Annotated in this window: 11 protein-coding genes; 4 read left to right on the plus strand and 7 right to left on the minus strand. The window is 62.8% G+C overall.

Translation table 11 applies throughout. From position 1 onward, the window contains the following. Positions 1 to 155: 155 nt before the first annotated feature. The 4 genes from HW556_RS16490 to HW556_RS16505 form a co-directional block, all read right to left on the minus strand. The gene (locus HW556_RS16490; protein ID WP_176901220.1) at positions 156 to 1,007 is read right to left on the minus strand and encodes an ABC transporter permease subunit; all 852 of its coding nucleotides are present in this window, start codon (positions 1,005 to 1,007) and stop codon (positions 156 to 158) included. A 108-nt stretch (positions 1,008 to 1,115) separates the two neighbouring features. Next, positions 1,116 to 2,330, minus strand: a complete 1,215-nt coding sequence (locus HW556_RS16495; protein ID WP_176901221.1) for an ABC transporter substrate-binding protein — start codon at positions 2,328 to 2,330, stop codon at positions 1,116 to 1,118. 163 nt (positions 2,331 to 2,493) lie between these two features. Then, positions 2,494 to 5,547 carry a TonB-dependent receptor gene (locus HW556_RS16500; RefSeq protein WP_176901223.1) on the minus strand — a complete coding sequence of 1,018 codons (3,054 nt, stop codon included), beginning with the start codon at positions 5,545 to 5,547 and terminating at the stop codon, positions 2,494 to 2,496. A 107-nt stretch (positions 5,548 to 5,654) separates the two neighbouring features. Beyond that, positions 5,655 to 6,347, minus strand: coding sequence for a TIGR04282 family arsenosugar biosynthesis glycosyltransferase (locus HW556_RS16505; RefSeq protein ID WP_176901224.1), 693 nt, complete (start codon positions 6,345 to 6,347; stop codon positions 5,655 to 5,657). A 184-nt stretch (positions 6,348 to 6,531) separates the two neighbouring features. Here HW556_RS16505 and HW556_RS16510 point away from each other — a divergent pair, with 184 nt between their 5' ends. The 3 genes from HW556_RS16510 to HW556_RS16520 all read left to right on the plus strand — a co-directional run bounded on the left by HW556_RS16510 (position 6,532) and on the right by HW556_RS16520 (position 9,731). Beyond that, positions 6,532 to 7,590, plus strand: coding sequence for an aldo/keto reductase (locus HW556_RS16510; RefSeq protein WP_176901225.1), 1,059 nt, complete (start codon positions 6,532 to 6,534; stop codon positions 7,588 to 7,590). Positions 7,591 to 7,748: 158 nt separating this feature from the next. Continuing rightward, on the plus strand, positions 7,749 to 8,741 hold the full coding sequence (locus HW556_RS16515) for an aldo/keto reductase (protein WP_176901227.1): 993 nt from the start codon (positions 7,749 to 7,751) through the stop codon (positions 8,739 to 8,741). A 42-nt stretch (positions 8,742 to 8,783) separates the two neighbouring features. After that, the gene (locus tag HW556_RS16520) at positions 8,784 to 9,731 is read left to right on the plus strand and encodes a helix-turn-helix domain-containing protein (protein ID WP_176901228.1); all 948 of its coding nucleotides are present in this window, start codon (positions 8,784 to 8,786) and stop codon (positions 9,729 to 9,731) included. Positions 9,732 to 9,738: 7 nt separating this feature from the next. Here HW556_RS16520 and HW556_RS16525 read toward each other — a convergent pair whose 3' ends face one another. From HW556_RS16525 to HW556_RS16535, 3 genes are all read right to left on the minus strand, one after another. Continuing rightward, positions 9,739 to 10,737 (minus strand): SDR family oxidoreductase, encoded by a 999-nt coding sequence (locus HW556_RS16525; protein WP_176901229.1) that lies wholly within the window; start codon positions 10,735 to 10,737, stop codon positions 9,739 to 9,741. 3 nt (positions 10,738 to 10,740) lie between these two features. After that, positions 10,741 to 11,754, minus strand: coding sequence for an NAD-dependent epimerase/dehydratase family protein (locus HW556_RS16530; protein WP_176901231.1), 1,014 nt, complete (start codon positions 11,752 to 11,754; stop codon positions 10,741 to 10,743). 155 nt (positions 11,755 to 11,909) lie between these two features. Beyond that, entirely contained in the window at positions 11,910 to 12,608 is a 699-nt protein-coding gene (locus tag HW556_RS16535; protein WP_176901232.1) for a TIGR04283 family arsenosugar biosynthesis glycosyltransferase, read from the minus strand. 234 nt (positions 12,609 to 12,842) lie between these two features. Here HW556_RS16535 and HW556_RS16540 point away from each other — a divergent pair, with 234 nt between their 5' ends. Next, the gene (locus HW556_RS16540) at positions 12,843 to 13,643 is read left to right on the plus strand and encodes a DUF547 domain-containing protein (protein ID WP_176901233.1); all 801 of its coding nucleotides are present in this window, start codon (positions 12,843 to 12,845) and stop codon (positions 13,641 to 13,643) included. Positions 13,644 to 13,722 lie beyond the last annotated feature (79 nt).

The raw sequence follows: 13,722 nt of genomic DNA on the forward strand, positions 1-13,722 counted from the left end.
AGGGGATTTTTTTAAACAAATGGGGGGGGGGGCTTTCCCCCCCCCCCGCCGTTAGCGCCGCTCCAACGTTAATCGTGAAACAATGGTCTTAAACCGGCGGGGGGGAACAAGCCCCGCCCCTACATCGCTCTTCGCAATTCGGTTTGTTACCCATCTCACCCTGCCTCTACCCTACTCCGGTTTACCAGCCGCAACAGCACCAGAATAAGCCCCAGCAGCCCGGCAGCCACCAGGAATCCGGCCAGGTAGGCGGCGGGCAGCTCGCGCAGGTCGAAGCGCTGGAGTTTGGTGATGATGAACACGCTCAGCATCTGCGGATACGGGCGGCCCAGCAGCAGCGGAATATCGTAGGCTCCGAGCGTGGCAATGAAGCTGAGCAACAATGTAGGCGCGGCCCGGCGCAGCAGCAACGGCGCGGCAATCCGCCGCCGAAACTGGCTCGCGCTGGCCCCAAGCGTACTCGTGAGCTGCCCCAGCTCGGCCAGCCGGCTTTCCTGATAGATGGCCTGGAACAGCAGCGTCAGGAACGGAAACGTGAGTAGCACGTGGGCCAGAATGATGCCCACTCCTGTCGCGTCCTGCACCAGTTCCGGGAAGGCCTCCAGGCTGTTCGTCAGGCCCAGCCGGAAGCTGATGCGCGAGATCCAGCCACTACGGCTCAGCAGCTGAAATAGGTAGAAGGCCACCACCAGCGCGGGCATTACCAGCGGCACGTACAGCAGCCCCGGCAGCGGCCCGCGCTGCAGCGTAGGTTGCGCCCGCAGCACCAGCGCCAGCGCCAGCACCACCGAAATACCCACCGAGGCCAGCGCAATCCAGAGGCTGTACAATGCCGCGTAAGCTAAGCCCGTCTCGTGGCCCAACGCCTGCCAGTAGCGCCCCGTAAACCCCGCCGCCAGCGGCCCTACCACGCCCACACTACCCAGCAGCGCGTAGCCCAGCCCCGCCAGCGGCAGGCCGATAACGAGCAAAGCGTAAAGCGGCAGAATGGGTTTGAGGGGTTTCATACAGAATCAGAAAGCTGGCGGCTGGGCGACAGTGGAACGTCATGCTGAGCGCAGCAGCGCGGAGCCGTTATTTTATCCCGGCCTTCTACCGGTTCCCCAGCCCCCCGGCTACTTCTCCATCACCTCCGCCCGAAAGTCCTTGAACAGCCGGGTCATGTACTCGGGGTCGGGCTCCATGAGGGCCAGGTTCTGCAGGGTGGCGCGCTTGGGAGCGTAGCGGCGCGAGGGCAGCTGCTGAAACTGCTGCTGTTGTTCGGGTGTGAGGGCGGCCAGGTTGAGCACCGTATGGTCGCCCCACACATTGGGGTCCATCTTTCTCAGCTGGGCTTCGGGCGAAAGCAGGAAGTTGATAACCAGCATAGCCGCCTCGGGGTGTTGGGCCCCGCGCACCACGCCCAGGTAGTGCGAATTCTGGATGGTACCGGGAGCCGGCACATAGGCACGGGCCGTGGCCGGAAACACTTTCTGGTTGACTTTATTATCTACCTCCGCATCGTTGTTGGAGAAGGTGAAAGCCACCTCGCCGTTGGCGAACAGCTGATGCAGCGGCGCCAGCTGCTCCGGAAACGTGTTGCCTTCTTTCCAAAAGTAGCGCTTGTTCTGGTTGATGACCTTCCATAGCTCGCCCGACCACTTGGTGTACACGGCCTCGTCGAACTTACCCTCAAACAGCTTCGGGTCGCCCGACAGCGCAATCATCCACGATTTGAGCAGCGTCATGCCCGTAAACTCGTTCGGGATGGTGAACTGGCCGGGATTGGCCTTCACGAAGGCCGGCAGCTCGGCAAACGACTTCGGCGGGTTGGCCACCCGCGCCGAGTCGTAGATGAAGTTGAACTGCACGTTGCCCCAGGGGGCCTCCATGCCGGCAATGGGCTGCTGGAAATCGGTGTTGATAAACGGGTTTTCGAGGTCGAGCAGGCGCGCGTTGGGCAGCTTGTCCACAAAGGGCCCGAGCAGCGCATTTACCTGCCGGAGCTGGTAAAACGTCTCCCCGTTGATCCAGACCAGATCGGCCTCGCTCAGTTGGCCGGCCTGCTGCTCGGCGGCCAGTGTTTGGGTTAACCCGGCACCTTGCCCAGCCGAAACCTGCAAGTCAATACCGTAGCGGCGCTGCACCTCGGGCTTCACGTAGGTCTGCATGTATTTGTTGATGAGCGGGTCGCCCATCCACATAATCATGCTCACCGGCTGGCCCTTGCCCGCCGCCTCAATCTGCGGCCAGGTCTGAGCCAGTGTCTGCTCGGGCGTTTTAACCTGCTCGCCCGCGCCGCAGGCAGTCAGCAGAGCCAGGGCCGGAAGGTATAAGAAGGAGAATTTCATATTGGAATTACAAGGGCGCAAGGACCGTGTCATGCGGAGCGCAGTCGAAGCATCTCTACCGCAGTAGTAATCCTTACATCAGATTAGCATTATAACGAAGCGGTAGAGATGCTTCGACTCCGCTACGCTGCGCTCAGCATGACATCGTTCTTATCAATTCAGCCTAAAACGCGTAGCGGGCGCCGAACTGAAACTGGCGGGGGGCACTGGCATTTTTGCGCACGATGCCCGAGCCTTCGGGGCCCACCTGAATCTGGTTGCTCTGGGTGGCGTTGTTGGCGTAACCGCTCAGGTTCTGGGTGTTGAACACGTTGAACACATCGGCCCGGATTTCGATTCGGCTCAGCTTCTCGCCAAACACGAAGTTGTACTGCAGGCCCGCGTCAATCGTTTTCGACCAGGGCAGCCGGTCGGAGTTGCGGCCTTCGCCCGGAAACCGGTCGGCGTTGCCCAGGTAGGCGGTGCTGAACGAGCTGCCGTCGCCGTTCAGGTCGTTGGTGAGTATCGGCGAGCCGTCGGGGTTGAAGGCACCCGGCACCGGATAGCCCCCGGCCACGCGGTTGATGGGCTGGCCGCTTTGCACCAGCGCCGCTACGTTGAAATTCAGGTTACGAATGGGCTGGTAGAATCCCAGGACATTGAATACGTGGGTGCGGTCGTTGATGGAGTTGGCGTATTCCGTGCCGTACTGGTTGGCGTTCTGGGCCCGGAAGTTGATGTCCTCGGTGTCGTTCTTGAGGTTGGACAGCGAGTAGCTAAAGCGGTAGCCGTACTTGTCATCGGCCAGCAGGTCGCGCTTCAGGTTCAGGTTGAGGGCCAGGTAGCGCGAGCGGCCAGCCGTTTCACTCACAATAATGTCGCGGGCCACGCCGCGCACTTTCTGGCCATTGATGTTGGCGTAGGGGCCGTCGGCGTCGGTCAGAATCGGTATCGGGCGGCTGGCATCAGCCTGGGCCGCGGTGCGCACCACCACGTTGTTGGGGTCGGTTACGGGGTAGTTGGCGGCCCCGTTCAGACTGGCCAGCCGCAGCAGGTTAAACGAGCGGTTGAACACGGCATCGGCGTAGAACAGCGTGCGGGTGCCCACCTGATACTGGTAGCCCAGCGTGCTCTGCTGGGTATAAGGGTTCTGGTAGCCGTTGGGGTTGAGGATGCGCCGCTCGTTGCTGAACGAAGCCTCCCGCTGGCCCTGCAGGCTGGCCGCCGAAGGGCCGTTGAGGTAGGTAGTATTATTGAACGAAGCCCCAGCGTTGCCGGCAAACGTTACCCGTCCCAGGTCGGTATCGGCGGGCAGCGCGCCCACCCGCACCAGCTCCGTCAGCTGGGCGCGATAGTCAGCCGAGGTGGTGTTCTGCTGCAGCGCGTCGCTGTAAATGGCGTACTGAATCTTGTCGTAGAACAGGCCGAAGCCGCCGCGCAGGCTGCTGCTCTCCGTGAGCTGGTAGTTGAAGCTGGCGCGGGGCGCGATGTTGTTGAAGTCGCCCTTGTCCGAGCCGCCCTTCGAGAGGTTGTCGTAGTCGTAGCGCAAGCCCAGCGTCAGGTTCAGGCGGTCGGTTACGGCCACTAGGTCTTCGAGGTAGATGTTGTACAGGTTCTGGGTGGTGCCGAACGAGGCAGGCCGCAGCTCCACACCGTAGTTTACCACCTGTACGTCGGCCGGAATATCGTTGATGCTCAGGCCCCCGCCGAGGTTGCGGGCCCGTAGTGCTGCCAGCTGAGTGGCGCTCAGCTGCACGGTGTAGCTGCCGTTGGGGTTGCCGCCGCCAAACAACGAGTGCTGGGAGCTAATCAGCCCGAAACCTGCCTTAAACGTGTTGCGGCCGGCCAGATAGGTGAACTTCTGCTGACCCTGCCAAGTGTTTTCCAGCGCATCGAACAGGTAACCGGGGTGGCCGAGCACGGCAATAGGCTGGCCCTCAGGGTCACGCACCGTTACGTCGGGGCTGTTGGGGTTGTTGGCCTTGGCGTAGTTCCAGCGGAAGCGGGCGTACTGCAGGCTGGTTTCGGAGGTGATTCGCTCACCCACGTACACGTTCTGCGAGGCAATGCTCACCGAGTTGCGGTCCTGCTGGTTACCGGCCGAGTTGAAGTTTACGCCGCCGTCGAGGCCGCCGCCCTGCCGCTCGATGTTCACGATGCCCACGTTGGCCCGCAGCGACGAGGTAAACCGGTCGCTCCAGCGCTGGTCGAGCTTGCCGCTCAGGTAAGTGAAGCGGTTCTGGCCGCGCACACTTTCGTTTACCCCCAGCGCGGGCGAGTTCAGCAGGTTGTCTTTCAAATCGAAGGTTTGCTCGGCGTTCAGGAAGAAGAACGTTTTGTCCTTTACCAACGCGCCGCCTACACCAAAGCCGAACTGCTGGCGCTGAAACCCGCTTTTCACCTGGTTGCCCGAAAGGTCGCGCTGCGCAAAGTCCGACTTCCCGTCAATGCCCGGGCCAGGCCGGGTCAGATAAAACGCCTCGCCGGTCAGTTCGTTCGAGCCCGACTTGGTGGTGATGTTGACGATGCCGTTGGCCGAGTTGCCATACTCCGTGGAGAAGTTGTTGGTCAACACGTTCAGGTTCTGCACGAAACCCGTCGGGATGGCGAAACGCTGACCGCCCAGGAAGTTCTCGTTGTTATCGAGCCCGTCAATCAGGTAGTTGGTGTAGAGGCCGTTGGCGCCATTGATGCTCACGTTGGGCGCTTCGGTGAAGAAGCCGGTGGCCTGCGTGACGTTGGGCAGGCGGTACAGGGCGCGGGTGATGTCGCGGGCCTCAATGGGGATCTGGCGCAGCTCGCGGGCCGAGAGCTGGGAGGCTACCTCGGCGTTTTGGGTGTTGATGGTAGTGGCGTTGGGGGCCCGCACCGTTACCTCGCCCAGGGCCTGCCCGGTAGTCCGCGGCAGCACCAGCGTTACGCTCGGGCTGGAGTTGGCGCGCAGCAGAATATTGGCCTCGCGCACCGGCTGAAACTTGTCCGACACCTCCGTACTCACGGCGTAGGAGCCGGCCGTACTCAGGCCCCGAAACCGGACTTTGCCCTGATTGTCGCTGGTTTGGCGGGTGCTGAAACCGATGGCGGCATTGTCGAGGTTTACCACCTGGCCCACCACGGGCTGGCGGGTGCTCACATCCACCACCGACACCACTAAATCGACGGATTGCGCCAGCGCCGCCGACACGGGCAGCACCAGCAAGCCCAGCGTAGCCGCCGCGCGAGAAGAAAAACTAGTCATCTGAAAAAAGCCAAAAACCTGAAAACCAAAAACCAGACGCCCCCACGAGCCGGTAGGCAGCCCACCAGGCTACCCCACCGCCCGCCAATGGGCCATGCACAATGGTTCTAGGAAACAGGCGGCCCGCGCAGGGGCAACGGCGCGGCTACGGCCGCCACCCGCGGGCGGAGCCGGAGCGCTATGCTGGCCACACGGGCAGGCCGCCGCAACTGCCCCAGCCGGCGGCGTAAGGCCGCAGTGGGCAGTTGGCGGAGCACCCGCGCCAGCTGGTGGGCATTGTTGATGCCGGCCAAGGGTCGCAGCCGGCGTACAGTGGCTCCGGCACGGTGCAGGCAGCGCGTCAGGGCCGCGCCCAGCGCGGCCGTCTGCCAGGGCAGCGCGGCCCACACGTCGGCCGCAAAAAAGGCCCGGCTCACGCCTAGCAGGTACACGCCGCCGTCGGGGTCGGGACCCAGCACGGCATCGGTCGTTTCGAGGCTGACTACGGCCTGTCGCAGCCGGGCGGGCGTTAGCTGGGGGCAGTCGTTGCCGATAACCACCAACCGCTCGTAGCCCTGCCCGAAGCCGTAGGATAGCGCCGAAGTCAGCCGTTGCCCGAACGTGCTTCCCACCTGCTGGTCGGAATCGAAACAAAGGAAATCGACGCCCGCCTGCCGGGCCGTAACCGCGGCGTGGGCAATCAGCTGAGCCGCAACGGCCGCATCGGCGCGGCTGCCGAACCGCTTGTGCGCGGCTTCCTCGCCCGCCAGGCGGGTGAAAAGCAGAACGGCAGTAGTGGAGCGCGGGGCGGCAGTAGGCACTGGCAGGAGCTGGACTTGAACAGGATTCTGGCCGGCAAACGGCCGGGCACTGCTTGCGAGGCGCAATGTACGGTAGAGTTGGCTGAAACGGATTGACGGCTGCTGCAGAGCGAATTCGTAGTCAACCCATTTAGCCCGCCCGATTGTTCTGCTTCTTTCCAACCACCTCCCCTGTTCCCTGCCTATGACTTCCCTAACTACCTACCGCGCCCTGGGCCGCTCCGGCCTGCTCATCAGCCCGCTCACACTGGGCACCATGACGTTTGGCACAGCCCGCTGGGGAGCCGCAGAGCCGGACGCCCGCGCCATTTTCAATGCCTACGTCGAGGCCGGGGGCAACTCCATTGATACGGCCGACGTGTACTCGGGCGGCACGAGCGAGGAGCTGGTGGGCCGGTTCGTGGCCGAGGGCCACCGCCGCGACGAGCTGGTACTGGCCACCAAATTTGGCTTTTCGGCCCAGAAGGGCAACCCCAACGCCGGCGGCAACGGCCGCAAGCAGATTCATCGGGCCCTCGAAGGCTCGTTGCGCCGCCTCGGCACCGACTACATCGACCTGTACTGGCTGCACGTCTGGGACCAGGTGACGCCAGCCGAGGAAGTGCTGCAAACGCTGGGCGACTTGGTGCGGGCGGGCAAAATCCGCTATTTCGGGCTCTCGGATATGCCGGCCTGGTATGCCACCCAGCTCGCCACCCTGGCCCGCGCCCACGCGGTGCCCGGCCCCGTGTCCATGCAGCTCGAATACTCGCTGTTGGCCCGCACCCTCGAAACCGAGTACGTGCCCGCCGCCCGCGCCTGCGGCCTCGGCATTATGCCCTGGAGCCCGCTGGCAGGCGGCTTTTTGGCTGGGAAATACGAGCCGAGCACAGAAGGTACCCAACCAGCCGGCGGCGAGGGCCGGCTCAGCGGGTCCAACCCGTTCTCGGGTCCGTTCACCAAATTCACGGCCCGCAACTGGCAGATTCTGGCGGCCCTGCGCGAGGTAGCCGGCCAACTCGACCGGCCCCTGGCCCAGGTGGCCCTAGCCTGGACGCTGACCCGGCCCGGCATCACGAGCACGCTCATCGGGGCCAGCCGACCGGCCCAGGTGCCCGACAACCTGGCGGCGCTGGAAATCAACTTCAGTCCCGACCAGCTGGCGGCCCTCAACCATGCCAGCGCCCCCGAGGCACCAGAATTTTTCTCGGCCGGACTGAAGCAGGCGGTTTTTGGCGGAGTGGAAGTACAGGGCTGGGGGTAGGTGAAGCGCGTGAAAACCGCGTTTTGTGCTGCCAATACTGCGGTTTGTGTAAGGCTTTCACCCGTTCGGAGCCGGACCTTTGTGAGGTAGATAGCAGGCGGCTGAGCAGCTCACTGCCTGGTATCGTTTCCTCAACCATTCTCTCCTTCTTACACAGTATGAGCAACCTCAAAAAAGTAGCCCTCGGCAGCCAGGGCCTGCAGGTATCGGTCGAAGGGCTGGGCTGCATGGGCATGTCGGGCTTCACCGGCGGCACCATTTACGGCCCCACCGACGACACCGAAAGCATTGCCACCATCCATCGGGCCCAGGAACTGGGCATCACGATGCTCGATACGGCCGACGTGTATGGCCCCTTCCACAACGAGCAACTGCTGGGCCGCGCCCTGGCCGGCCGCCGCAAGCAGTTCACTGTTGCCACCAAGTTCGGGTTTGAAATCGGCGACGACGGCCAGTGGAACTACCAGTACAACGGCCGGCCAGAGTACGTGCGCAAGTCAATCGAACGGTCGTTGCGGCATTTGAATACTGATTACATCGACCTTTACTACCTGCACCGCGTCGATGCCAACACCCCCATCGAAGACACCGTGGGGGCCATGAGCCGGCTGGTAGAAGAAGGTAAGGTGCGCTACCTGGGCCTGAGCGAGGTATCGGCCGACGAGCTGCGCCGGGGCCACGCGGTGCACCCCATTTCCGCCCTAGAAACCGAGTATTCGCTCTTCGACCGGACGGTGGAAGAGAACGGGATGCTGGCCCTGACCCGCGAGCTGGGCGTCGGTTTTGTGGGCTATTCGCCGCTGGGTCGGGGCTTTTTGTCGGGCGAAATCAAGCGCCCCGACGACTTCGCAGCCGATGACTCGCGGCGCATATTCCCGCGCTACCAGGGCGAAAACTTCGCTAAAAACCTGGAGCTAGTAGCGAAGCTAGAGGCGCTGGCTCAAGCTAAAGGCGTTACTTCGGCCCAACTGGCGCTGGCCTGGGTGCTGGCTCAGGGCGTGGTGGTTATTCCGGGCACTAAGCGTCGCAAGTACCTAGAGGCCAACGTAGCCGCCGCCAACATCTTCCTTGGCCCGGCCGAACTGGCCGAACTTGATGCTATTATGCCGGTGGGCAGCGTGGCCGGCGCGGCATATCCGAGCTTTGGGTAATGCTAAACGCGAAGGGCGGCCTCCCCTTCTTTTCCCGTTCTTATGAAGCAGCCCGCCAAAGAGTCCAAAGAGTCTCAGGTGTTGGAAACCGTGACTGACTACACCCGCTTTTATGAGCTGCCTGCGCCGGCCCATCCGCTGCTGACGCTTATTGACCTGCGGCCGTTTAGTAGTGCTCCGGCTGGCCCCAACCGGCCGGAGCTACTGGACCCGGTGGTGCTGGGATTATACACCGTGTTTCTCAAGCGCAACCTCAACGGCCCGCTATACTACGGCCACCACACCTACGATTTTCGGGAGGGCGTCATGGGATTTTCGGCACCCGGCCAAATATTTCGAGTGGCCAAGGAGCTCGATACCTCCCGGTTGAGCGGCTGGATGCTGGTGTTTCATCCCGACCTGCTGCGGCATCACCCACTGGCCCAGAAAATAGCCGGTTACGGGTTTTTCGCCTACGATGTGCACGAAGCCCTGCACCTTTCGGCCCCAGAAGAAGCCCTGCTCGACACGCTGCTGCTGGGCCTGCGGCAGGAGTATGAGCGGCCCATCGATGCCTTCAGCCAGGATGTGCTGGTGGCCCAGCTGGAGGTGCTGCTCCACTACGCCAACCGTTTCTACCATCGCCAGTTTCTCACCCGCCGCACCGCCGGGCACGACTTACTCAACCGGTTCGAGGCGCTGCTAGCCAATTACTTCACGCCCGACTCGGCGCGGCCGCTACCCACCGTGCGCCATTTCGCCGACGAATTGCATGTGTCGGTAGCCTACCTGAGCGACCTGCTCCGCACGCTCACCCACCAGAATGCGCAGCAACACATCCACCATGCCCTTATCGAGCGAGCCAAACACCTGCTGCTGAGCACCAACCTTACTATCAGCGAAACCGCGTTCCGGCTCGGATTCGATTACCCGCAGTATTTCAGCCGCTTATTCAAACGTAAAACTGGTCGCAGTCCAGCAGCCTTCCGCACCGAAGGCTGGCTCCAGTAAGTACTGCCTACTCGTAAAACTTGCGCAGCCGGCGCATACTAGTCAGCACCACCCAGTCGCCGAGGCGGGGGAAGTTGCCGTGCACGATGGCGATGAGCCAGCCCAAAGCCGAAATAACGGTGCGCTGCCGCCGCCGCCGGATGTGGCGCACGATGATGGCGGCTACTTCAGCCTGCGTTTTCTGCCAGCGGGGCTTGCGGTAGGCAATGGGCACGGGCTGGCCGGCGGCGTCGAGCACCCGCTTATCGTCGTCATTTTCGGTAAAGCCGATGTGCACCACCCCAAAATGCACGCCGGTTCCGTCCAGCTCCAGGCGCAGCGTGTGGGCTAGGTTGGTGAGAGCCGCCTTGCCGGCGCAGTAGGCCGAGCCGCTGGGCATGCCGTTGAGGGCCGAAATGGAGGAAATGAACGTGATGCTGCCCTGGCTTTCGAGCAGGTGGGGTAGGGCCGCCTTCAACGGAAAAACGGCCCCGTACACGTTGCTGTCGAGCACCCGCCGGAATACGTCGGGAGCCATATCGAGGAAGTAGGCTCGCTGCGAGATGCTGGCATTGGCCACCAGGATATCGAGCCGGCCGAACTGCTGCACTGCCGTGGCCACCAGCGCCTCGCAGGCGGCATAATCGGTTACGTCGGCCAGGCAGGCAGCCACGGTGGCCCCGGCGGCTTCGAACTGCTGGCGGGTAGCCTCTAGATACTCGGGGCGCAGGCCGTTGAGCACCACGGCGGCTCCGGCGGCGCACAAAGCCCGGGCCGTCTCGCGCCCAATCCCCGACTCGGAACCCGTGACCAGGGCCACCCGGCCGGCCAGCGGCCCCACTGTGGGCAGGGCCCGAACGCGGCCCGCTTCGGCAGCTGGCTTCGGATCTGCCGCGCCATCTGATTCAGCAAGGTCTGCGACCTGGGTTATGCCCGCGCTTTGAGGCGCCGGGGCCACCAAAGCAGGCGCGGAAAGCGGTTCGGTAGCAGGCTCAACAACGGCCGGGGCCAGACTTTCCTTCAACATACTTCAAATATACTGTTCGGCCTGAAACCAGGCGAATGCGTCGGTTATGGCTTGGGCCACGGGCGTTTGCGGCAGCTCCAGCTCGCGCCGGGCCTTCTCTACCGCGAAGTAGTGACCGTCATTGGCCACGGCCGTCATGGCGGCGTTCAGGCGGCCCGGACGGCCCGTGAGGCGGGTTTGCAGGCTGCACAGCTCGCCGTAGAGCTGGGCCAGCCCGGCCGGCAGGGGCCAGCGCGGGGCCGGTACACGCATCAAATCGGCCATCAGAGTAAGCGCTTCACGGTAGCTCAGGTTTTCGTTGCCCAGAATGTACGACTCTCCTACCTTACCCAGATGTAGGGCATTTACGGTAGCGTGGGCCACGTCGCGCACATGTACGTAGTTTTTGCCACCGGGCGGGTAGCCGGGCACTTTTCCGCGGTAGATTTCCAGCAGCAAAGCGCCCGAGGTGGGCTTGGCATCGTTGGGGCCGAGCATAAATGTGGGATGCACCAGCACGGCCGGCAGCTGCTCATCGGCTACGGCCGCCAGCACGAGGTCGGTGGCGGCACGCTTGCTTTCCATATAGTCGAGGCCGTAGCGGGTGCCGGCGTAGGGCCGGGTTTCGTCGCCGGGGTTTTCCCGGGTTCCGAAGCCGAAAACGTTAGCCGTGCCCACATACACCAGCCGTCCTACTCCGGCGCGGCGGGCCTCAGCCAGCACGGCGCGGGTGCCCTCCACGTTTACCGCCCACAGGGCCGGGTTGCGCGCCGGGTTCACGCTGGCCAGCGCGGCGGCATGAATAATGGCCCCGCAACCGGTAGCCGCGCCGGCCAGCGTGGCGGGCCGGGCCAGGTCGGCTTCAACATAGCTTACGCCCCACTCACTGGGGAAAGGCAGCGCGGTGCCGGGCCGCACCAGCGCCCGCACGGCGTGGCCCCGGCCGTGCAGTTCGGATACCAGGTGGCGGCCCAGAAAACCGTTGGCCCCGGTAACGAGGATAGGTTTTGGGTTGAGTAGGCTTTGGTTGTCAGACACAGGAAATCGGATAACGACGACGGTAGAACGTCATTCAGAGCGGAGCGAAGAATTTCGCGAGCTGATGGTTAAACAGTCGTTCAAAAAAGTCACGCGAGATTCTTCGCTTCGCTCTGAATGACGTTTTTTATTCCTATTTCCCGCCAAAAATCACTCTACCGGTGGTTTATAAGTGCCTTATAGGTGCGGCCGATGCGGGCGGGCTCCACTTTCATGAAGTAGAGCATGAAGGCCGCCAGATTGGCCAGCTGCACGCGCAGCCAGCTGTTCTGCTCGTATTTGCGGGCCGATACCAGCACGCTTTGGGGCACAATGTAGAACGAGGCCACGCGGCGAATGCGCTGGATAATCTCGAAGTCCTCCATCACCACAAACCGCTCGTTGAAGCCGCCCAGCTGCCCGAATAGCTCTTTGGTAATGAACAGTGTCTGGTCGCCGCCGCGGCTCATGAGGCCTTTGAAGCGGGTGCCGTAGCTGTTGATGCGCAGCAGCGGGTGAGCCGAGTCGAAGCGGAAGCGGTAGCAACCGGCCGCGTGGCCCGCCGCTACGGCCTGGGCAATGGTGGTTTCGTAGCCGGGGCAGATGCCGACGTCGGCATGCACGAAGTACAGGATGCGGCCGGTGGCGTGGCTGGCCCCGTAGTTCATCTGGGCGGCGCGGCCAGGGCACGGCGCATGCAGCACGGTGGCTCCGGCAGCTTCGGCCAGCGCGGCCGTGCCATCTGGGCTCCGGGCATCAACTACCAGAATTTCTACCGCCTCGCCGGGCGAAGCCAGCTGCCGCAGCTGCTGCACCAGCCCGGCAATGTGCGGGGCCTCGTTGTAGGTAGGAATGATGACGCTGAGTTCGGGCATAAAAAACTGAACAGGAGCGCAATTTGCGCAATTTTTGGCGGCCATAAACTGGCCCGGTTCGGCAGATACGCAGTTGCGGGCCCGGCCAGTTTGCCCGCCCGGGCAATCCGAGCGGCCGGCACGGCGCGTTTATTGCAATAGGCTTCACCAGGACCGCAGGTTTCCCCGTATGCCTCAAACGCTTAGGGCACCGGCTCACCGGCCACCTTTTTTCTTTCCTCAGAATCCTCTTCTATGTCTTTATACCGCACTTTCCTGCTCACGGCGCTTTGCGCTTCCACCCTCGCGGCTTCGGCCTGCAACGGCGCCACCCCTGCCACCGACGAAACCGCAACGGCCCCGGCGGCTCTGGCAGCGGCCCCTGCCGCAGCCCCAGTAGCAGCAGCCTTCGACCACAGCGCCTTCGACCGGCTGCTAAAAAAGTACGTCGATGCCCAGGGCCAGGTGAACTACAAGGGTTTCAAGAGCGAGGAAAAGGCCTTTAATGCCTACCTGGCCAAGCTCAGCCAGAACCCGCCCAAGGCCGCCGACCCAAAGGCCGAGCAGATGGCCTTCTGGACCAATGCCTACAACGCCTACACCATCCGCCTCATTCTGGATAACTACCCCCTCAAGAGCATCAAGGATATCGGAGAGCCCTGGAAAAAGCAGTTTTTCAGCATCGGAGGCACTAAAATGAGCCTCGACGATATTGAGCACGGCACTCTGCGCAAGAAGTTCAACGACCCGCGCATCCACTTCGCGCTGGTGTGCGCCTCCATTTCGTGCCCGCCGCTGCGCCCCGAGGCCTACACCGCCGCCCGCCTCAACGCCCAGCTCGATGCCCAGGGCCGCGCCTTCCTCAACGATACCGGCAAAAACAAGCTCAGTTCCACCAGCGCCCAGCTTTCCAGCTACTTCGACTGGTACAAGGACGACTGGAACCAGAACGGCCAGTCGGTGGTGAAGTGGGTGAATAAGTACGCAAAAACCAAAATCAGCGCCAACACCAAGATTGGCTACATGAGCTATAACTGGAACCTGAACGAGCAATAGGTTTTCAAAAGAACGAGTAGGGTGCGGGGCTTGTCCCCGCCCGTCATCGAACGGCTCGGGTTGAATCGTTCAACGGCGG

The organism is Hymenobacter terrestris, from assembly GCF_013377905.1.
Classification (GTDB): domain Bacteria; phylum Bacteroidota; class Bacteroidia; order Cytophagales; family Hymenobacteraceae; genus Hymenobacter; species Hymenobacter terrestris.